Here is a 21,450-nt window from a genome sequence, read left to right on the forward strand (position 1 = left end):
CTTTATTTCACCGCTCCAGCAGTCAAGCCCCCGATTATTTTCTCACTTAACAAAGCATAGGCTGCAATCGTCGGCAGGATAGCGATGACCATCGCGGCAAAGGCTTGAGGATAATTCGCTTGAAAGGTCGTTAAGAAGAAGCGAATCGCCACCTGCAACGTGCGTGTTCCTTCGCTCTGTGTCAGCAGGTTGGCAAACAACAGCTCATTCCATGCTGTAATGACCAGGAAGATCGCGGCAGTCACGAGCCCCGGGGTGCTTACAGGGAGCACCACCTGAACAAAGATACGATGCACGCTTGCCCCGTCCATGCTCGCCGCCTCTGACAACTCCGATGGAATGGCTGCCATATAGTTTGTTATTATTAATACGCTAAGCGGGAGGGAAATCCCTGCATAGACGAGCGATAACCCGACTAGCGAATCATAGAAGCCGAGCCATTGCACCAGATAATAATACGGCACCATGAAAGCATTGGTCGGCACCAGAATCCCGGCCACCAGCAACAGCAGCCAGCCTGAACGGCCCCGGAACGTATAGGTCAATATGTAGGATGCCAGCGAAGCCAGCATGAGCGCAATGAATGTCGACAGCGCGGCTACGATCACGGAATGTAGAAAATAGGCAGGAATCGGGTGCTTCGACAGCACTGTGGCGTAATTATCCCATGTCCATCGGACAGGCAAGCCAAATGGACGATGCAGCAGCTCCCGATTCGTCTTCAATGAAGCTAACACCAGCCATAGGAAGGGAGCAAGCATGACGAAGCTGCTGACGGCCAATAGGATGCGCGACAGCCACTTCATACGCTTCCCCTCCTAAGGGCAAGCCTGGACATCCACAGTAACAGCCCCATCACTACCGCTCCGAAGCCAACCGACACTATCCCTGTTGCCATCGATACACCATAGCGATTGGCGGTCACCATCTCTCTGTACATATAGAGCGATAAGTTGACCGTCTCATTCGCCGGCCCCCCTCCTGTCATCAGCAGCGGGTATTCGAACATGCGCAGGCAAAAGGCAACATTAAATAATATATTCAACCATACAGCACCACGCAGCAGTGGTATCGTAATCAGCCAGTCCTTCTGAACCACCGTTGCCCCGTCGATCTCGGCCGCCTCATACAGCTCAGACGGGATGGTCGTCATCTGTGCCAGGAAGATGACCATAGTTAGTCCTACGTACAAGATGAAGGGCAACTGGTGAGCCACAAGCGCTGTCTGGATGTCGCTCAGCCAGGCACGTTTCCAGCCGGGCAGTCCTACTGCCTCCAGCAGATGGTTCAGCAGTCCCAAATTTACATGCAGCACAAAATACCATAGAAAGGCGATCGCTGTCGTCGAGATGACGTTCGGCAGCACAAGCAGCACTCGTAGAAGGCGCCAGCCGCGCGGTCGTCTGGCAAGCAGCAAGGCAAGCAGCAAGCCGAACGGTATGTGCAGCAATACGGCTGAGGCGATCCAGATCAGCGTGTTGCGCAAGGCCTTCGCGAACACCGGGTCACCAGCAAGCAAGCGATAGTTGTCCATGCCGACATACACCATCTCGTTGAGGCCATTCCAGCTCTGCAGACTGGTATAGCCGGCAAAGACTAGCGGGAATAGATAAAACAGGAGAGTAAATATAACTGCCGGTGCCAAGTAAAGTATGATCTGTCTTCTGGCAATCATGGGGATGGTTCTCCTTTGCGATAAAAGCTCTGCCGCTAGGGATCGGGGACACCGTTCCTTAGCGGCAGGTATGTGTAGTATGCAATTATTGATTCGCCTCATTCAACTGACGAACGATGTCGGCCGGTTCGCCTTGATCGAACATCATCGACTCAATCAGGGAAGGCAGCTTCGCAATGGCTGCCGGCTGAAGCACACGGGAGATCTGGATGATGCTCTCAGGCGCCTGATTCGATACGTTAATAAAGGGGCCAAGGATCGGACCGGCTGTCGCCAGCTCCTCCTCTGTCAAGCTCAGTCCTGCCGATAGCAGCACACGCCCCTCCAGCGTCATATGGCGCGTACTCTCCTCTGAGGTGAGGTATTTCATAAAATCAACGATAGCTCTTTCCTTCTCCTTCGACTTCTGCTTGCCGGCTGACCAAGGCGTGTACGTATCTGTTATGATGAACCCTTCCTTGGCCTGGCCACCAGCAAGCAACGGGCCTGGCGCTACGCCGATCGATTTTTGCAGCTCCTCATCCAGCGATCCGATCAGCCACGGGCCATCGATAATCATCGCCGTATTGCCGAGTGCAAAATGATTGGAGCTGATCGAATAATTGGCGCCGATCGCATCATCCGTGGAATAACGGAACAGCTCCTTCAGCAGCTCATACGCCTTGACCATCTCCGGCGTATCCAGCGATTTCCCCGTATCAAATACATGCATGCCGCCACCCGCGGCAGCGGCGTAGGTAAGCACATTCGTCGCATGCCAGGCATCATCCGAGGTCATGAGCGAGATTGGCGTAATGCCCGCCGCCTTCAGCTTCTCGCAGACAGCCAGCAGCTCATCCCAGGTTTCAGGGAACGCATCGATATCTGCCTTAGCGAACAAATCCTTATTGTAGTAGAACAGCACCCCTGCTTTTTCAAAAGGTATAGAAGTCAATTCGCCGTCAATCGTCAGCGTATCTATATCTCCTTGCTTGAAGCGGGCTTTCCATTCCTCGTCCATGTACGGCGTAAAATCAAGCAGCTTGCCGGATTGCTGCCGCGACAGATCATTAGGATTAAAATTATAATTGAACAAATCCGGCGGCTGGTTCGCCGCGATCATCGTCTTGACCTTCTCTTGGTAGGACGGCCAATCCGGGTTGATGTCGATGGCGACTTCCACTTTCCCCTTATTCGCTTCATTATATTTATCGACTAGCTCATGCAGCGCTCGACCTCGCTCCGTGTCCGTGCTCCAGCTACTGAGCATCTTGATGCTGATCACCTCGGAGCTAATCTGTCCGCCATTCCCCCCCTCGCTGTTGCCCTGTGATGAGCACCCGGCAAGCAGCAGCACGGCAGCCAGCATCGGCAGCCATATTCTGTTAAGACGCATCATGCTACCTCCCTTGTTATTATAGTGCCGCAGTTGGCCTCCTTAACACTGTAACGCGAATAGGACTAGGGATAAATTAACAAAAATATCGTTTTCCTTAGAAATATCTATCTTTTTACCTAGCTCTATCGATATAACGACCCAGACCCAAAAGTCCTGCAGAGTAAATCCAGCCCAGTGTGCCCCATACATCCCCCTTGGCAATCATCCCTTCATCGATCCCCTGGCTGCACACGCCAAAGCCTTCCGGCTGCATCCCAATGTCGGCAAAGCCCATCTGATCACCCGGATGGGAGAGCACCTGCTGGCCGCCCACCGCAATCCATTGCGCCATCTGGCAGAGGAATGGCTCATCTGCCGCCTCGCCCAGCTCGTGCAGCTCGCGGATAAAAAACATCGAATAGATATCGACGACGCCCCCGCCCCAGATCGAGTTGATTCCGCCGCAGCCGACGGTATTGAAGCCATAATGATGCAATGCTGTGCCCGGCATCGTCGGCGCCGTCCAGATGTAGTTCCAGGTTACGAACAAGCGGGCTGCACGCAATGCGCCACGCAAATACCGCTCCTCCCGCGTATGATAATAGAGGGTATAGAGAGCCGCTGTCACATACTGAGCAGCTTCCTTGTCAATCACATTCGGGTTATCCAGTGTGCCGCCCTGGTAATGGCTGCGCTGGACAAAATGCGACAGCACATATTCCGCGGCATTGATCGCTGCACGCAAATATTGCATCCCTTCGCCCGGCTCCTCACGCCACAGTGCAATCAGGAACATAATCGGAATGGCTGTGCCGGATTTGGACGAGAACTCATCGTCTCCGAAGCCAGGCGCATTCTTGAGGGAATGACCGTTCGGCTCGAACGCTCTATACCAGGAGCCGTCGCCGTTTTGATGGCGCACGAGAAAATCGCCAAATCGCTTCACCGCATCATACCAGCGCGGCTCCTCCCGGCCTGCATCCCGATAGAGCTGATACGCTGTCAGCAGATCAAAGGCCGGTTCGACCATAAGCCGCAGATAGTTGCCCTGCACCGTGCCGTGCGATACGTAATGGAGCCGAGGAGCCGTCGCATCTCCGAAGGAGGCGAAGGGCCTGTCCTGCTCCACCTCGTACAACGTATACATCCAGCCATTAGGCGTCGTGCATCGGTCAACAAAAAAGTCGATCACCCTCTTGCCCTTCTCCCACCATTCCCCTCCTTCCCGTCTTGCAACCTCATAGGCTGCATGAATCTGCCGTCCTGTGAATCCGTACTCCAGCACAGTCTGATAGCTCTCATGCGGGATATTGACGAAGGAGGCGCCGAAGCCCGAGGGAGCGCTCCTGTATCCCTGGCGCGGGTCAAAATGAAAGAAAAAGCCTGCCGCTCCTCCCGGCAGCTCGCGGTATGAGGCCTTGAGCGAAGCAAGCCGATAGCCCATCGACTGCTCCAGTGAGAAGGAGAGCTGTACAGGCTGCGGCTCGCTCTGCTCCGCGCGATATTTGAATTCATCGAATACCGCTTCATCAAATCCCCACTGGTTGACGACCCGCAGCTCATACGCCGTCTGCAGCTCAATGGCTTGTTCGTCCAGCGGATAGTACGCTGATACCGGCTGCTGCTCTGCCGACAGCGCTACACTCCGCTCGCCTTCATAATAGGGAAGATGCGCCTGATACACAATCCTGCCCCCGCTGCGCGCATAGCCGATCGAGCCGATATTGGTCCGCTGCAGGTAGCGGGACTGTCCTGCCTCTCTCTGCGGCGGCAGCGCCTGCGTGGCAAGCCGGGTGCGGGCGAGCGCAACGGTCGTTCCTGTCGACGAATCATAACCAAGCACCAGCGGGTAGCTGAGCCGATCATCCATGAACAGCCGCACCGCATTTTCCCGATGCTGGTCGATGGAGCCATACCAGGTCGCTGGCGCGTGGAAGCGAAAGGGCGTATTCTCATGAATGTTCTGTTCAAATTTCAACTGTAGCTGAAAGCCCTCCGCCTCCTGTTCACCTGCCTGTCCGCAATCCGCCTTGCCACCCTCACCTAACCGGATCGCTCGAATCAAGCGTTCGATGCGAATCGTCATTCCATCCATCCATGTATCGATAATGTGAAAGCGGTAGCCCGAATGCTCAAGCTCCGCCTCGCCTCTCCAGCTCTCACCTGCTGCCGAAGCCGCAGCTACCTTGCTATATCGTGCCTTAACAGATGCTCCCAGCAGAAACTGCATCTCAATTGGATAGAGCACCTCCAGTTCCGGCCCTTCCTGTGCTGTAAACCTTGGGTAATGACCATCCTCTGCTTGCCGAAACTCGATAGAAATCATAGCTTGCCTCCCAGATTAGATTTGAGCAGTTGGTTAACAGCCCTCCCGCTCTTTTACATGCCCATCATCTTGGGTTCAGTAAATAACTGGATTTTATGGTACCATCATATCGAATTGTGGAGCAGATTTCGATTCACTAATGTTACTAATACCTTGCATTTATTTGACATTTATTCAAGCATTCCTCATTACTACATACTTTCAGCAGCTTACATCGTCTATGACGGATATAAATAAACCTTCATATCCACTCAAGCAGAGCGAACATGAAGGTGAGGGTACAGCTTCATCGGAGCAGCAGAGATCCATCCTGCTTCTTGCCTAGCTAGGATGTGTGCGGCAGCAGCAGCCGCTCAATCTCCAATATGTGATCTACCGTGTAATCGGGAGCCAGTCTGCCAGATGGCGGTTGTTGCACCTTGGCAAAGCCCTGCCTGACCCAGATCGCATGCATCCCGAGCTGCCGGGCAGGAATAATATCGTTATCAATCCGGTCGCCGATCATAACAGCCTGATCCGGTCTGCAGCCCGACTCGCGAAAAGCCCATTCAAAGAAACGCGAATCCGGCTTCGTCATGCCCAGCTCGGCTGAAGAGCCGATGACCTGGAAGTAAGCGCTTAGCCCATAGCCGTCCAGACGCTGCTGTGTGCCTTCGCTCTGATTCGCGATCACTCCAAGGCAATAGCGCTCGGAGAGGCGATGCAGGAGAGAGCTGACACCGGGGAAGGGCTGCTCCAATTGCTTCTTGTAGGCCACACCCTCGCGAATCGCATGCCAGTGCTCTCTGCTCGTAATCAAATCTTCAAGCACCGGCTTGATCGGAATCTCCGCCTGCTGCTCGAAATAATAGGACAGGCGCTCACACATCTCTTCATAGGAGACAGAATAGCCAAGACGGTTGGCATTGCGCACATATTGGCCGATGATGTCCTTAGCGGCTGCAGATTCATCCAGCAGCGTATCGCCAAGGTCAAAAAAAATCCACGTAATGCGGTTCAGATCCAGCATGGCGGTCGCTCCTTTATGTTATAGACTGAGCCGGAAGCTTCTAGGTCGTGTCTGACAACCCGTTCAAGGGCATCTCTCACCGCCCTTTCGCCCCATGCTGCGTTGCCTTTTCTTGACCTAATCTTTCCCTGATTATACGCATTTCCCTAGCGGCGGGCAAGTATCCCCCTCCTGTGTCGCTTGCAGCATTGCAGTTATTTGGATAGCTCCACGAAGCCTTCACCGAACACATCGCGCACATCATGAATGGTCAGGAAGGCATCCTTGTCGGCGGCCTTGACGATCTTCTTGAGCGTTGCAACCTCTTGCTTGCTAATCACGATGTACAGCACCTCCTTGGTCTCCTTCGTGTAGTAGCCGCGCCCCTGCAGCACGGTGACCCCGCGGTTCATCACCAGATTGACCTGCTCGGCAATCCGATCCTGCTCCCTGGAGATGATCGTCACCGCCTTCTTCGGATTCAGCCCTTCAATGATGAAGTCCATGACCTTCGTTGCAATATAGAGCAGCACAATCGTCAGCATAAGCCGCTCCGCCCCGATGATGAAGTAGGATGAGAAGGCGACGAGCAGATCAAAGAACAGCAACGCATAGCTGACATTCCAATCCAGAACCTTGTTGGCAATGCGCGCCAATATCGTCGTACCCGCCGTACTGCCGCCTACGCGAATGATCAGCCCGATCCCTGCCCCGCCGAACACGCCGGCGAATATGGCGTTGACCATCAGCTCATGGGATTCGATGCTCCAGTCTTTGGTCAGATGGAGGAAGAGCGAATTCAGCACGACGGCGATGATCGTATAGAGGATGGTGCGCTTGTCAAGAAACTTGTAGCCGATCACCAGCAGCACCGAATTGAGAATAAGACTAACCAGACCCGGAGACCATTGAAACAGATAATACAATATAATGGTGACTCCCGTTACGCCGCCCTCGCCAAAATCATTGGGGATGACGAACAGATTGACCGCCAGTGCGAATAGGAATGCACCGATTGCCAAAAACAGCATGTCTTTCCCGATTCTTCTCATGGTACCCAACCATCCTTATTGTTACTGATCACCTTATCATAAGGCAGAGCGGGAGCTGCTGCAACCATTCATTACCACCGTTTCGTGCAAAACCAGCTAAGCCAACATCCCGCATCCTCCTCTGGGCGAGGCGGGATGCGGGATGTTGGCTAGAGGAAGGACATCTTCATATGTATCATCGCGGTGCTGCCAGAGGAGCGGCGGACCGCCGTTTTGCCAGGGCATATCCCGTTTATTGCTTGGCGGTCATAGACCTCAGCTCTGCTAGCAGGTTGTCGAGCTTGGCATAGTCCTGCACCATCTCCCCGATCTTGCCATCCTGTGTCTCCATGCTCGCCGACATCTCCTGAACGGAAGCCATATTCTGCTGGGTGGATGCAGCCATATGCACCATGTCATCCGCAAGCGATGTATACTGCCCCTGAAGCTGGCCTGTCCACGAGCCGACCTCGTCTGTCTGCTCCTTCACCCGCTCCGCATTGCCGACCGCATCGCCGATCAGCCGCATGACGAGCGCTGAGGCCTCTGCGCTCGACGTGACGATCCCGGTGCCTTGCTCGGCCTCCTCATAAGCGGCGTTAATCTGCGAATGTATCCCGCTTAGTATCTGCTCGATCTCGACAGCAGCACTGCGCGAATGATCCGCAAGCTTGCGTACCTCGGCCGAGACAACCGCGAAGCCCCTCCCATGCTCACCCGCCCGCGCCGCCTCGATCGCCGCATTGAGCGCCAGCAGATTCGTTTGCTCTGCAATATCGCCAATCGTTCCCGCGATTGAACGGACGCGCTCATTGTGCTCGCTCAGCTCGCCCATCATGGCAGCCAGCTTATTCATCAGACGCCTTACCTGCTCGATCTCGCCCGCAAGCATCCCCATCTGCGAGCCGCCGCTCTCCATGATGGCGGCATTGTCGACCGCCAGTTGGTGTAAACGCGCCATGCCGCTGCTAAGCTGCTGCACCGCATCGAATATCGCCTGCGCCGACTGGTTGATGGTTACGATCTTGCCGGACTGCGCCTCGAAGGAGGCAGACATATCCGTGAAGGCCATCGTCACCTCCTTGGAAATCTCTCCTGTAGAACGGACGGATTGCTGCTGGCTGCTGCTCACTTCGTTCAGCACGATGATGGAGGACTGGAGTTTGCTAAGCAGCGATTCGGCCAGCTCCTTGGAGGCAAGCGCCTCCTGCTGCTCGCGCTGGACCTGCTGTTGCAGCCGCTGGCTGAAGCGCGCGGAAAAGGCCAGTCCCGCTGTGGCAAAGCCCATATACAAATAGAGGTACACGAGCGATTCTCCTGGGAACAGCTTCTCCTGCAGCTCAGGGTCCAGATACAGATAAGTGCTGACCGCAGCTCCCAGGACACCTGTAAAAATAATCGGCTTATGATCCGAATACAGCGTCATAATCGCCAGATTGACATAAATAAGGAAATACGTGCTAATGACCGGATTGGGGTCGGAGACGATAAGCACATGCACAATAGCCATCAAAATGACGGGCACAACATATTTGACATACTGTGAAAAAATCCGCTTGTAGGTCATCAACGTCGCCAACGCACACATGGCGGAGCCTACTCCTGCCAGCGTTCCTATGATAGACCATCCAAGACCAAGAGCCATATCGGTCAAAATGCCGAGGGCGAGCAGAGTCCACAAAATATTGACCAACAAACGATTGCGTTTATCCAGCTCGGACAATGCAGCTTTCATCATTTCACTCCACCTTCATCTCGTATATACTCCGTTGTCATTACTCAAGGGCCGGGCACTCTGCCCTTCCCCTCAGGAGGCCGACCGGGGATCAATCAGCCATGGATAATGCTGTTTGTTCTTATAGATTTCCTCCACCATCAGCAAGACCGGAATGACATCATCTCCCTTATAGAAGCGCTTCGATCCAAGCTTCTCATAAGGAACACCGTATGTAATGCGCAGAGCTCTCAAGAAAACAGGCTCCATCAGCGCGACATAATAGCGAATCTCCCGCTTCTCCGCACAGGCAATCGTTGAGGAGAGCAACTCACGAATATATCGGCCGCGATATGGCTTCAAGACAGCAATTTTATCAATCTCCGCAACTCGCTTGGGGTTTTGTCTGATTGCAGGATGCTCTTGAAACGGCGCCACTTCATTAATCCTCCCCTGCATGCTGTATGGCTTGATCTCTGCAGCTCCGACATAATGCCCCTCCTCTGTCACAATTACGAACCTGTCAAGCACTTCCTTTGATACATCCAGTTCAAAGCCCTTCTCCATCCATACGGTTGTCCAAACACCATTAAACATGGCCAGTTCCAACTCATTTTCGACTCGTTTGATCATGTCTCTGCTCCTTTGCCTTGTCTCTCTGTGAACAGGGTAGCGCCACAGCAAGCCCTCCCGCAGCTAGCTGCTGGACGCCGCCTGACCTAAAGCCGCATGATTTGACGCTTGTACTGCCAGCCGTGCCTGGCAGATAACGCTGGTCTGCTATGTACTTATCGGTAAAAATCCATCAAAACTATAGAGCAGAGATGGATGATTTGTTTCATTTTTTCAAATTTTTCGAACACTGCCTGCTGCTTGGCAAAAATTCCGCCGCCCTCTCCCCTTCTCCGCAGCAGCCATTGCCTGAAGCAGAGCATGGGAGGTCTCCTGACGTCTTCCCTTCTCAATGTGTGGGGACGATGATCTAAGCAAATATATGTCGTAATATCAAATAATATTGTCGCCATTTTAGACTAAAAATAAAGGGATAGATGTGTTAAAGTAATCTCGAAATGTCATAATATTTAATAAAAGCCGAGGAGCGAATACGATGACGCTAAAAATTGGGAAAATCAGCTATTGGCATGTCCATGCCTGGGACTATACAAAGCAAGTGCAAGCGCTGCCGGGGGCGGAGATCGTCGGTGTATGGGATGAAGATGCCGCACGCGGTCAGGAGGCTGCAGAGCGCCAGAACGTGCCGTTCTATCCGTCGCTGGACGCCCTGCTCGCCAGTGACATCGACGCCGTCATTGTTGACGCGCCGACCCGCATGCACCATGAGGTGATGCTGAAGGCTGCACGCGCTGGCAAGCATATCTTTACGGAGAAGGTCATCGCCCCGACGGTCGCTGAGGCGGAGGACATTATGGCAGCCGTTCGCGAGCATGGTGTGAAGCTGACCGTCTCCCTTCCCCGACTGAATGACAGCTACACCTTGGCTATCCGCGAGGCGATAGAGCAACAATGGCTAGGCCGCATTACTCAGGTTCGTGTGCGTCTGTCGCATAACGGTGCAACAGCCGGCTGGCTGCCCGGCCATTTCTTCAGCCTGGAGGACTGTCTGGGCGGGGCACTCATCGATCTCGGCTGCCATCCGATGTATCTGACCCGGCTGTTCCTCGGCGAAGCGCCTAGCGCAGTCAGCGCCCAATACGGCTATCTCACCGGCCGCGAGGTGGAGGATAATGCCGTCGCGTTGCTGTCCACGCCTTCCGGGGCGCTTGGCATCGTAGAGGCCGGCTTCGTCAACAGCTTCTCGCCGTTTACTGTTGAGGTGCACGGCACAGACGGGACGCTGCTGTATGGTACGCCAGAGGAGAAGCTGCTGCTGCGGACGAATGCCAAGGGCGAGAGCTATGCCGCTGCCTGGTATGAGCTGCCTCTGCCGCCTGCAAGCCCTAGCGCGATGGAGCAATGGCTAAGCCATATCGCCAACGATACGACGGCGACAGAAAACATCGAGCTGGCACTGGAGCTGACCCGACTGATGGAAGCCGCTAATCTGTCGGTGAAGGAACAACGCGCTATACAATTGTAGATATTCTTGGGCGGCGCCGCCTGTCAGATCAGACGAGCCATACAATGGGCTTCCAGAGTGCGGCTCTTGCGCCACCAGCATAACGGAGGTGCTCCGACAATGAATAGTTTCCCTTATGCGATAATGGCTGAGCGGCCTGATGCGCTGGAGCGGCTGGACCTGCGCATCGGCTGGGGACGTTACGAGATTCGCGTGCTGCGCTTTCACCTCACCACCTTTGCGCCAGGGAGAATTATCAGCTTTCACAAGCATGAGGAATACGAGTTTCACTTTATCCCGCGGGGTAAGGGGCGCGTCATTCTCGGCGAGCAGCCCTTCCAGCTTGAGGATGGCCTGTTCTATCTGACCGGCCCCGGCATCATGCACTATCAGGAGGCGGACACGCTGGAGGCCATGCATGAGCTGTGCCTGTATGTAGATATTCGCGAGCGTGCGGGCGACGAGCACACAGCCGACCCCTGGGAGGCTGCCGAGGCCGAGCAATGCATGGCTCGGCTGCGCGAGCTGCCGCTCGTCCCGGCCGAGGATGTGTACGATGCCATGTCCTGCTTCCTGGAGGCGTATCAGGCCAGTGTGGATAATTACGCCGGCTCCTATACAACCATCAAGCAGGCCGTGCTGCAAATATTGCTGCGCGCGGTGCGCGCCTTTGACACCGGCAAGACGCAGCCTGCTCTCCCCTCGCGCGACATGAGCGCGATTCGGTATCGACTGGCGATGAAATATATTCATGCCAATTATGCCGGACCGCTGACGCTGGAGGATGTCGCCGAGAAGCTGCATATCAGCTCGCGGCAGCTACAGCGAATTTTCAAGACGAGCCATGACCGCCGCTCCTTCAGCACGATTGTGGAGGATATACGGCTGGAGGCGGTATGCCGCAGACTGGCAGACAGCACGCTGCCGATTGAGACGATCGCCGTAATGGAGGGCTTTACAGGGGGGAGCTACTTGCATACTGTATTTCGCAAGCGGATGGGCATGACCCCATCTGAATACCGCAAGACGATCTTACACCGGAATGGAGAGGAGCATCTAAAGGATGAGTAAAATGCTACGAATCGGAATTATCGGCAGCGGCGGCATCGCCGGCGCTCATGTGGACGCATATCATCAACTGGACAATCTGGAGATCGCAGCGGTCGCCGATATTGTCCCCGGCAAGGCGGCCCAGTTCATCGCCAGCCACGGACTAAGCGACGCCCTGCCATTCGACGACCATCGACGACTGCTGGAGCTGGAGCTGGATGCAGTCAGCATCTGTACACCGAACGCCGCCCATTATCAGACAGCCGTCGATGCGCTTCGCGCAGGCAAGCATGTTATGCTGGAGAAGCCGATGTCGGTCACGTTGGAGGAAGCGCTAGATATGGTGCAGGTGGCCGAGGAGACCGGCTTCATGCTTAATATTGGCTACCAGCCACGCTATGACCCGAATACCGAGGTCATTCGCAGCCTCGTCCAATCCGGCCAGCTCGGCAAGGTATACTATGCCGAGACAGGCGGAGGGCGCAGACGCGGCATGCCTGGCGGCACCTTTATCCGCCAGGAGCTGGCGGGCGCCGGCGCAGTCGTCGATATTGGCACTTATTCGCTCGATCTCGCACTGAATGCGCTCGGATTTCCGAAGCCGCTCACCGTATCGGCCTATTCATCCCGTCATTTTGGATCTAGCCCGCTCTATCATCCGCAATCCTCCTCCTTCGATGTAGAGGATTTCGGGGTAGCGATGGTTCGGTTCGAGGATGATCTGGTGCTCAATTTCAAAATATCGTGGGCGATGCATATGGATACGCTCGGAGCGACGATGTTCCTGGGCACGGATGCCGGACTGAAGATTACACCTGCGGGCAGCGGTCCTTGGAGCGGCGTATTCGACGGCAGCGTCGGCTCCATTCAGTTGTACCATGACATTCAGGGCCATCATACACACAGCGACATCCCGTTGGTGCAGCACAAGCTGAACCTGTTCCACGAGAAGGTGCGGGACTTCGTGCGTGCAGTCCGCGAGGGCGCTCCCGCCCCCATCCCCGGCTCGCAGATCGTGCGCAGCCAGGCGATATTGGATGGCTTCCTGCGCTCGACCAAGCTCAAGCGTGAGGTTGAGATCACGCTGCCGTAACAGCTCTTCCTTGCAACCCGCTTAAACGTTGTGTACGATCATTATGACACCCCTAAGAGGACAGAACACTCGTTGCTTGAATACTGAAGACGAACTATCTATTAATGGAGGAATCGCTATGAGCCATGTATACAAGATTGGAATTATCGGCTGCGGAGGCATCGCCAACGGCAAGCATATGCCAAGCCTCAAAAAGCAAAAAAACGCCATCATGACCGCATTTTGCGACATTGAAATCGACCGCGCCGAGCGGGCAGCCGCGCAATACGGCGGTGAAGGCGCCCAGGTGTACAGCGACTACCGCGAGCTGCTGCAGGACGCATCCATCGATGTGATTCATGTCTGCACACCGAACGATTCCCATGCGGAGATTACCATTGCCGCACTGGAAGCGGGCAAGCATGTCATGTGCGAGAAGCCGATTGCCAAGACCGCTGCCGAGGCCAGACTGATGGTCGAGGCTGCCAGACGGACAGGCAAGAAGCTGACGATTGGCTACAACAACCGCTTCCGTACTGACAGCCAGCATCTGAAGCAGGTATGCGAGAGTGGCGAGCTGGGCGAGATCTACTATGCGAAGGCTCATGCCATTCGTCGCCGCGCCGTGCCGACCTGGGGCGTGTTTCTGGATGAAGAGAAGCAAGGCGGCGGGCCGCTGATCGACATCGGCACCCATGCGCTGGATCTGACACTATGGATGATGAATAATTACAAGCCGAAGGTTGTGCTAGGAACGGCCTACCACAAGCTGTCGCAAAACGAGAATGCCGCCAATGCCTGGGGGCCATGGGACCCGGCGAAGTTCACCGTAGAGGACTCTGCCTTCGGCATGATCGTCATGGAGAACGGAGCGACCATCATGCTCGAATCGAGCTGGGCGCTCAACTCCCTGGAGGTTGACGAGGCCAAATGTACACTATGCGGCACCGAGGGTGGCGCGGATATGAAGGATGGGCTGCGTCTGAACGGCGAGAAGCACAGCCGTCTGTTCACGACCGAGGTGGAGCTGCAATCTGGCGGCGTGGCATTCTATGACGGCGCGTCTGAGGAAGGGCCGGATCTGGAGATGAAGCTGTGGCTGAAATCGATCGAAGAGAACACCGAGCCGGTCGTGACGCCGGAGCAGGCCTATGTGGTGTCACAGATTCTGGAGGCGATCTATGAATCGTCCCGCACGGGCAAGGCGGTCTACTTGAACGAATAGGCGTCTTGAAGAAATTCATATCTTGGATTAGTTTGCATCCAGGGCGTGTCTGAACACTCTGAACGGATCAGATGATCTGGCCGCATAAGCTCGTTCCAGGCAAGGCGCATTTTCGCAGGCGCACCGGGGGGTACGTCAAGAAAAGGCAACGCAGCATGGGGCGAAAAGGCGGGGAAAGATCCCCTTGAACGGGTGTTCAGACAGACCCAAATAGGCCGAGCGGGAAACGTAACGTTGCCCGCCCGGCCTTCTATTCTTCTTGGATATCCGTTCGTTATATCCGCCACGTGCTCAAACTTCGTTATTCTAACTCCTGCAACTGCAGCTCAGCCTTGCGGCCGATAGCCTCCGCGAGTCGCCCTGCGAATGCTTCTACGCCGCAGATTCCCTGCTCTCCATCGCCCCGCTGGCGCACCGATACTAGCCGCTCCTGCTGCTCCTTCGCTCCGAGCACAACCACCCAGGGCGCCTTCAGCAGTTGCGCTTCACGCATCCGATAGCCCAGCTTCTCCTCGCGGGCGTCTACCTCCGCGCGAATACCATAGCTGCGCAGCACAGACTCCACCTCCGCCGCATACCCGCTGAATGCCCTGGATACGGGCAGCAGCTTCACTTGCACCGGTGCGAGCCACAGCGGGAAGTGACCCCCGTAATGCTCTGTCAGCATGCCGATGAATCGGTCCAGCGAGCCATAGACGGCACGGTGTATAACGACCGGCACTGCTCGCTGATTATCCTCTCCAATGTACGACAGCCCGAATTTCTCTGGCATCTGGAAATCCAGTTGAATAGTGGCGCATTGCCAGCTACGCCCGAGCGCATCCGAGATATGAAAGTCGATCTTGGGGCCATAAAATGCTCCATCGCCTTCATTGATACGGTACGCGAGCCCACGGCTCTCCAGCACATGACGCAGCGCCTGCTCCGCCTGCTCCCAGAGCGCTTCCTCCCCCATAGAGTCCGCTGGTCGCGTAGACAGCTCCAATGTATAGTCAAAGCCGAATACGGCGTAAATGTCGTCAATCTGAGCGATGACCTGATGAATCTCCTGCTCGATCTGATCTGGACGTACAAACAGATGGGCATCATCCTGGCAGAAGGTGCGGACGCGCATCATCCCATTCAATGCACCGGAATACTCATGTCGGTGCACCTGTCCGAACTCTGAGAGCCGAAGCGGCAGATCCCGGTAAGAGCGTAGCCGATGCTTGTAGATGAGCATATGACCCGGACAATTCATCGGCTTCAGCGCATGACGGCCATTGTCCACCTCTGTGAAATACATATTGTCCTTGTAATGCTCCCAATGCCCGGATGTCTCCCATAGCCGCTCATTCATCATGTAGGGCGTGCGCACCTCTTCATATCCATACCGCTGCTGAACCTGGCGCGAGAAGCTCTCCAGCTCATTGCGGATCGCCATGCCGCGAGGCAGATAGAATGGCATGCCTGGCGCCTCCTCCGAGAACATGAACAGCTCCAGCTCCTTGCCAAGCTTGCGGTGGTCGCGTTTCTTCGCCTCCTCGAGCAGCCGCAGATGCTCCTCCAGTTGCGCCTTCTTCGGAAAGGCTGTGCCATAGATGCGCTGCAGCATCTCGTTGTTCGCATCACCACGCCAATAAGCGCCTGCCACACTCAGCAGCTTGAACGATTGCAGCCGCCCTGTGGACGGCACATGCGGGCCGCGGCACAGATCGACGAACTCGCCCTGCTCGTACAGCGTAATGACGGCCTCCTCCGGCAGCTCGTGAATCAGCTCGACCTTCAATGCCTCGCCAGCAGCCGCGAACAGCTCCAGCGCCTGCCCGCGGCTCACCTCAAGGCGACGAATCGGCCAATCCTCTGCTGCAATCTGAGCCATCTCCTGCTCGATGCGCGGCAGCTCCTCTGGCGTAAGCGGAGGCTCCAGCTTCATGTCATAGTAAAATCCGTCTTGAATCACCGGCCCGATGCCGAGCTGCACCGCAGCTCCCCGCACCCGCTTCACAGCTTGCGCCAGCAGATGGGCTGTGCTGTGACGGTATACCTCCAGCCCTTCCGACTCCTCAGCAGTGACGAGCTTCAGCACGCAGCTCTCCTGAAGCGGCGTTGTCAGATCGACCGTCTTCCCGTTAAGAACGGCTGCCACAGCCTGCTTGCCAAGGCGATGCGACAGCTCCGAAGCGAGCTCACCTGCTGTCATTCCGGCTTCAATCTCTCGGATTGCCCCATTGGGCAGTGTAACTTGAATAGCCATTTCTCTGTCCTCCTGATCCTGTAATATGCCAAGATTCAAGCGAAATGCGCACAAAAAAAGCACGCATCCCGCAAAGGGACGAGTGCTTGATACCCGTGGTTCCACCCTTGATTCAACCCGCAGCCTAGGGCCTGGGTCCTCATTATGGCATCCGTTAACGGGGATGAACCGGCAGCCCATACTACCGCCATGAAATAGTCAGCGGGTTCCAGGCCACGGCTGCAAAGGGGTAATCTCTTCGCCATCACGGAGGGAGCTTTCAGCATTCGCCCCCCTCTCTGGGCAGGATGAACAAGGAGATCATGTCTTTGGTCTTCGCCATGTTGTATTGGATTATAAATCTCCCCAACTGCGGTTGTCAACACCTCTTATTCGCACGATTTCGCACGATGGCTAGGAACTTCTGAAAGAGACAGGTCATCGGATTGCCCTGTCCGTGCGTCAGGCCGTCCTACTCCGATCGCTGCGCCGGCGCAGTGAACCCCCACAGCTTCAGCAGCAGGAGCAGCAAGATCGACAGAACGACGCCTGCAGCCAGCAGCCACTGCAACGCCGGCATATGCGAGGTAGCCGTAGTCCCCACGTCCACCCTTGAGGCCCCGAGGCCTAACGCTGCGCCAAGCACCATGCCCGCATTGCGGGTCAGAGCGACCAGACTGCCGGTCGTACCCGCTTCGCTGCGCGGCACATGCCCCATGATGAAGCCGTTATTAGGCGAGGTGACCAGCCCCATCCCCGCCCCAAGCACACCGAGCAGCGCTGCCACTCCATAGGGTGGAACCGTCTGCCATAGCAGCGCCATGGCTGCAAAGGACAGTCCCATTACCACCAGGCCCAGCAGCAGCGCGCTGCGCGTTCGGCCGCGATCCGCCATACGACCAGCAACAGGTGCTGCTATGGCCAGCAGCAGCGGATAAGCCGCCATGACCGTCCCGATCGCCAGAGAGGACAACCCGCCCGCAACCGCCAGGTCGAACGGCAGCGCGACCAGCACCATATTGGACAGCATGAAGACGCCAGTGCTAAGTATGAGCCCTGCCGCTACCCCCCGGATACGCAGCAGCCTGACAGGCAGGAACGGAGTGGAGGCTCTACGCTCATTCAACAACAGCGCCAGCCAAGTGACTGCAGCGCCGCCAAGCAGGAGCAGCGGCAGGTGAAGCTGCTCGCCTCCTGAGCCCAGAGCGGACAACCCGGCTACTGTAAGCCCGATCGCCACTGTAAAGAGCAGCGCGCCTCTCCAGCCAAGCGGGGACTGCTCCCGCTTCAGCCGGTCTTGCGGTATATGCCGCATGGCCAGCAGCACCGCAACCGCAGCAGCCGGAACATGGCTAAGAAACAGCCACTGCCAGCTCAGCCACTGTGCAATGACACCGCCAGCGACCGGGCCGCTCAAGCCGCCCAGCGCCACCGCAGTGCTCATCACCCCCAGCGCTCTCCCCCTTCTGTCTGGCGGGGTATGCAGGACGATCAGCGCCATGTTGGACGCCTGGAACATGGCCGCGCCGACAGCCTGAATGACGCGAAGCGCCACCAGTACGGCAAGTCCCGGCGCCAGAGCCGTCAGCAGCGAGCTGATGCCGAACAGGATGTAGCCCGCATTGTGCAATCGGCGATGTCCAATTCGGTCCGCCAGCTTGCCCATCAGCGGCAGCAATGCCGCGATCGTAAGCAGATAACCGGTCGTTACCCATTGCGCCAGCCTGGCATCAGCAGCAAATTCACGAGCAATCGCCGGGAGCGATACGTTCACCACTCCAGCCGTGTAGTGAGACATAAAGGCGCCGATACAGATGGCGATGAGCATGAGACGGGACTGCGCCGTGCTCCTGCCGAGTTGCCGGGGAGACGCTGTAGCTTCTAGTTTCAACTTGCCACCACCTTAAAGTTTAGTACATAAACTATCATGCCGCCAATTATTCCAGAAGATGTGAGGATGAGTTCCGGCAAGGGGTCCATGATGGTTGTCGATAACGGCTTGTGCACGGCGGCTTGTACATGATGACTAGCCACTTTTAGTTTAGTATCTATACTTTTATTTGTCAACCTTCATCTGACGCAAGCATGCATTTACATCCCTAAGCAGCACCTTCAGCCGGACTCTCATAACAGCTATTCAGGCAACTGCGGGCAATGATAGTGCATGGCCAGCAGCTATTCGGGTCATCGTCCGAGAGCACGCAGCATGCCAGTGGTGTATGGTTCAAAGCGCTGTTCTATGGCTCACCGCGCCGTCCCACTGGCAATCGTGCTGTTCTCTGGTTGCCCCGCTGTCCCACTAATACCTATCTGCGCCCATATTGCTGCCGTTCCCGTCCCCAGGCCAGTACGCACTATGCCCCGATGGAAGGTTACTTGACAGACAGCCAGGCTCGTTCCTTCTGCCACAGTACATCGACCTGCATTTCAAAAAACGCCGACAGCGTCTGGCTGGTGAACATCTCCCGCGTCAAGCCGCTGGCGAACACTGTACCGCGCCGAACAAGCAGGGTGTGAGTAAATATCGGGGGAATCTCCTCCGTATGGTGGGTCACGAACAGCAATGTCGGCGCATCCGGCTTCGCGGCCAGCTCGCTGATGCTTGCCAGCAGCGCCTCGCGCGAGATAAAATCCAGTCCATTGCAAGCCTCGTCCAAGATCAGTAGCTTGGGAGAAGCCATCAGCGCCCGTGCAATCAGCAGCTTCTGCTTCTCGCCCTGAGAACAGGTACGATACCTCCCCCCGATCAAATGCCCGCAGCCTAGCTCCCTCATCAACTGATGCGCCCGCTCAATATCCTCCTCCAGCGGCTTCTCGTACAGGCCGATCGAGGCGTGCTTCCCGCTAATGACGACATAATCGGTGAGATCGTTATAATGCATTCTCTCTTGAAAGGACGAGCTTACCCAGCCGATCGACTTGCGCAGCTCACGCAAATCAACGGTACCAAAGGGATGCCCCAGAACGGATACACTCCCCTTGCTTGGCCAGATGTAGCCGTTGATGATATTTAATATCGTCGTTTTGCCTGACCCGTTAAGGCCGAGCACCGCCCAATGCTCCCCGCGCTTCACTTGCCAGCTAACATGATGGAGAATCGTCTTCTGATCCTGTTGCCAACTGATCCCGTTCAGATCAATTATATGTTCCATCGCCCGTGCCTCCTCTTCTTGGCTTCATCTCGGCTCTTCCTTGCGTACAGGCTCGCAGCCTCTCACTATGACCTACCATTCACTTCATCTAGCATACCATGCGCGAATGCAGTCAACAATTGCCATCCTTGTTCCAGAACGATCCTTCGACACATGCTGCTCCCGCCCGAAGGTGCAGGACGTACCCTAGCGGAATACTCAAGTCGGAGGTATACTAAGGGGTGCCAAGGATGCCATCGTTTTTATGGCTAATATTTGAACAAGTGAGGTTACTGCTTTGGAAAGATTCACTGTTATGCCCTCCTCTCGGAAGACGGCCCCCCTTCAACTTACAACCTTCATGCAAGGTGTGCGGGATTGTCTGCCAACCTTGCTCGGCTATGTATGTATCGGCTTCGCCGCAGGCATGATCGGGGTCGCTTCCGGGCTGACCGCGCTCGAGATCGCCCTTATGTCCGGGCTGGTCTATGCAGGCGCTGCCCAGTTCATTATGTGCTCGCTGCTAGCCGCCGGGAGCGCTTCGTCTGTCATCATCATGACCATATTTATTGTGAATGCACGGCATTTCCTGCTCTGTGCAACACTAGCTCCCTCGTTTAAGGGCAATTCGCTGCTGCATAATATCGGCATCGGCGCACTGGTGACGGATGAGACGTTCGGCGTTGCCTCCAGCCAGCTAGCCAAGGGGGCTACACTCGGCAGAGCATGGATGAACGGACTCAACCTGACAGCTTATCTGACATGGATCATCTCTTGTGTTGCCGGCGGACTTGTCGGTTATCGCATCGCTGATCCACAAGCATTCGGCTTCGATTTTGCCTTGCCGGCCATGTTCATTGCGCTGCTGGTCGACCAGCTCCGCTCCACAGAGCGTTCCCGACTGAAGCATCGGCTGATGCTGGTGCTGTGTATGGCTATGAGCATGTATATACTGTCCTATGTTGTACCGTCGCATTTGGCGGTGCTGCTCTCTACCCTTATCGTCGCAACGATCGGAGTGATGACGGAGCAATGACTGTTCACCCGCAAGTACTGATGGTTATTATCGGCTGCATGGTTGTCACAGCGCTTCCCCGCATCTTGCCGTTTATTATCATGCAGCGCCTACAGATGCCTCAACTTGTGCTCCGCTGGCTGTCTTATATACCCATCTGCATCCTGACGGCGCTCGTCATCGAGAGTACGCTCATCCAACATGATGGGCGGGTCGATCTGGACTATGAGACACTTACCGCTATCGTGCCGACCCTTGCTACGGCCGTTCTGAGCAAGAGCCTGTTAGCCACTGTAGCTGTAGGCATCCTAACGATGGCCGCTTTGCGCCTGTTGTCCATCTTCGCCGCCTAATCAGGCGGAGCCCCATAGAATTCGCCATCTGCTGATGCGCCATTGCAATCGGTACTGTTGCCTTGTCTTCCTCTTGAAGCGCACACAGGGTGCCCTTGGATATATCCAGGGCGCCCTGTTTCATTTCCCCCCTAATCCTTCTGCCAACGCTTTCAGTTAATTATTTTATTTGGTTCTCAACTCCGTTTAAGCCTGATTTCAGCTTACCGTGCTATCCTCAT

17 protein-coding genes are annotated in these 21,450 nt (G+C 55.7%); 6 read left to right on the forward strand and 11 right to left on the reverse strand.

The annotated features are described in order from the left end of the window. Positions 1-2: 2 nt before the first annotated feature. The 8 genes from ACY1JZ_RS04785 to ACY1JZ_RS04820 form a co-directional block, all read right to left on the reverse strand. A complete protein-coding gene (locus ACY1JZ_RS04785; protein ID WP_462628290.1) occupies positions 3-806 on the reverse strand; it encodes a carbohydrate ABC transporter permease in 804 nt (267 codons plus the stop codon). Continuing rightward, positions 803-1,675: a carbohydrate ABC transporter permease gene (locus tag ACY1JZ_RS04790; protein WP_462628291.1), complete on the reverse strand. Its 873-nt coding sequence runs from the start codon at positions 1,673-1,675 to the stop codon at positions 803-805. The genes ACY1JZ_RS04785 and ACY1JZ_RS04790 overlap by 4 nt, the downstream gene beginning before the upstream one ends. Before the next feature lie 85 nt (positions 1,676-1,760). Continuing rightward, positions 1,761-3,050, reverse strand: coding sequence for an ABC transporter substrate-binding protein (locus ACY1JZ_RS04795; protein WP_270170730.1), 1,290 nt, complete (start codon positions 3,048-3,050; stop codon positions 1,761-1,763). A gap of 115 nt (positions 3,051-3,165) precedes the next feature. After that, positions 3,166-5,358 carry a hypothetical protein gene (locus tag ACY1JZ_RS04800; protein WP_462628292.1) on the reverse strand — a complete coding sequence of 731 codons (2,193 nt, stop codon included), beginning with the start codon at positions 5,356-5,358 and terminating at the stop codon, positions 3,166-3,168. 325 nt (positions 5,359-5,683) lie between these two features. Then, complete coding sequence (locus tag ACY1JZ_RS04805; RefSeq protein WP_462628293.1) at positions 5,684-6,367, reverse strand: HAD family hydrolase; 684 nt, start codon at positions 6,365-6,367, stop codon at positions 5,684-5,686. Positions 6,368-6,561: 194 nt separating this feature from the next. Then, positions 6,562-7,398, reverse strand: a complete 837-nt coding sequence (locus ACY1JZ_RS04810; protein WP_270170725.1) for a YitT family protein — start codon at positions 7,396-7,398, stop codon at positions 6,562-6,564. Positions 7,399-7,630: 232 nt separating this feature from the next. Further along, positions 7,631-9,115 (reverse strand): methyl-accepting chemotaxis protein, encoded by a 1,485-nt coding sequence (locus ACY1JZ_RS04815; RefSeq protein ID WP_462628294.1) that lies wholly within the window; start codon positions 9,113-9,115, stop codon positions 7,631-7,633. 69 nt (positions 9,116-9,184) lie between these two features. Further along, positions 9,185-9,724, reverse strand: coding sequence for a GNAT family N-acetyltransferase (locus tag ACY1JZ_RS04820; protein ID WP_270170721.1), 540 nt, complete (start codon positions 9,722-9,724; stop codon positions 9,185-9,187). 475 nt (positions 9,725-10,199) lie between these two features. Here ACY1JZ_RS04820 and ACY1JZ_RS04825 point away from each other — a divergent pair, with 475 nt between their 5' ends. The 4 genes from ACY1JZ_RS04825 to ACY1JZ_RS04840 all read left to right on the forward strand — a co-directional run bounded on the left by ACY1JZ_RS04825 (position 10,200) and on the right by ACY1JZ_RS04840 (position 14,515). After that, positions 10,200-11,189, forward strand: a complete 990-nt coding sequence (locus ACY1JZ_RS04825) for a Gfo/Idh/MocA family protein (protein ID WP_462628295.1) — start codon at positions 10,200-10,202, stop codon at positions 11,187-11,189. A gap of 99 nt (positions 11,190-11,288) precedes the next feature. Further along, a complete protein-coding gene (locus ACY1JZ_RS04830) occupies positions 11,289-12,239 on the forward strand; it encodes a helix-turn-helix domain-containing protein (RefSeq protein ID WP_462628296.1) in 951 nt (316 codons plus the stop codon). After that, positions 12,232-13,311, forward strand: coding sequence for a Gfo/Idh/MocA family protein (locus ACY1JZ_RS04835; protein ID WP_462628297.1), 1,080 nt, complete (start codon positions 12,232-12,234; stop codon positions 13,309-13,311). The genes ACY1JZ_RS04830 and ACY1JZ_RS04835 overlap by 8 nt, the downstream gene beginning before the upstream one ends. Before the next feature lie 118 nt (positions 13,312-13,429). Further along, positions 13,430-14,515: a Gfo/Idh/MocA family protein gene (locus tag ACY1JZ_RS04840; protein ID WP_270170713.1), complete on the forward strand. Its 1,086-nt coding sequence runs from the start codon at positions 13,430-13,432 to the stop codon at positions 14,513-14,515. A 301-nt stretch (positions 14,516-14,816) separates the two neighbouring features. On the opposite strand, the gene thrS is transcribed toward ACY1JZ_RS04840, so the two are convergent. From thrS to ACY1JZ_RS04855, 3 genes are all read right to left on the reverse strand, one after another. Continuing rightward, positions 14,817-16,751 (reverse strand): threonine--tRNA ligase, encoded by a 1,935-nt coding sequence (thrS, locus tag ACY1JZ_RS04845; protein WP_462628298.1) that lies wholly within the window; start codon positions 16,749-16,751, stop codon positions 14,817-14,819. Positions 16,752-17,202: 451 nt separating this feature from the next. After that, positions 17,203-18,621 (reverse strand): MFS transporter, encoded by a 1,419-nt coding sequence (locus tag ACY1JZ_RS04850; RefSeq protein WP_462628299.1) that lies wholly within the window; start codon positions 18,619-18,621, stop codon positions 17,203-17,205. 481 nt (positions 18,622-19,102) lie between these two features. Next, positions 19,103-19,882 carry an ABC transporter ATP-binding protein gene (locus ACY1JZ_RS04855; protein ID WP_462628300.1) on the reverse strand — a complete coding sequence of 260 codons (780 nt, stop codon included), beginning with the start codon at positions 19,880-19,882 and terminating at the stop codon, positions 19,103-19,105. Between the two features lie 295 nt (positions 19,883-20,177). On the opposite strand from ACY1JZ_RS04855, the gene ACY1JZ_RS04860 reads away from it, so the two are divergent. Further along, the gene (locus ACY1JZ_RS04860; RefSeq protein WP_462628378.1) at positions 20,178-20,897 is read left to right on the forward strand and encodes an AzlC family ABC transporter permease; all 720 of its coding nucleotides are present in this window, start codon (positions 20,178-20,180) and stop codon (positions 20,895-20,897) included. After that, positions 20,894-21,229, forward strand: a complete 336-nt coding sequence (locus ACY1JZ_RS04865; protein WP_270170705.1) for an AzlD domain-containing protein — start codon at positions 20,894-20,896, stop codon at positions 21,227-21,229. Before ACY1JZ_RS04860 ends, ACY1JZ_RS04865 begins: the two co-directional genes overlap by 4 nt. Positions 21,230-21,450: the final 221 nt, after the last annotated feature.

This window comes from Paenibacillus sp. J5 (assembly GCF_054955055.1).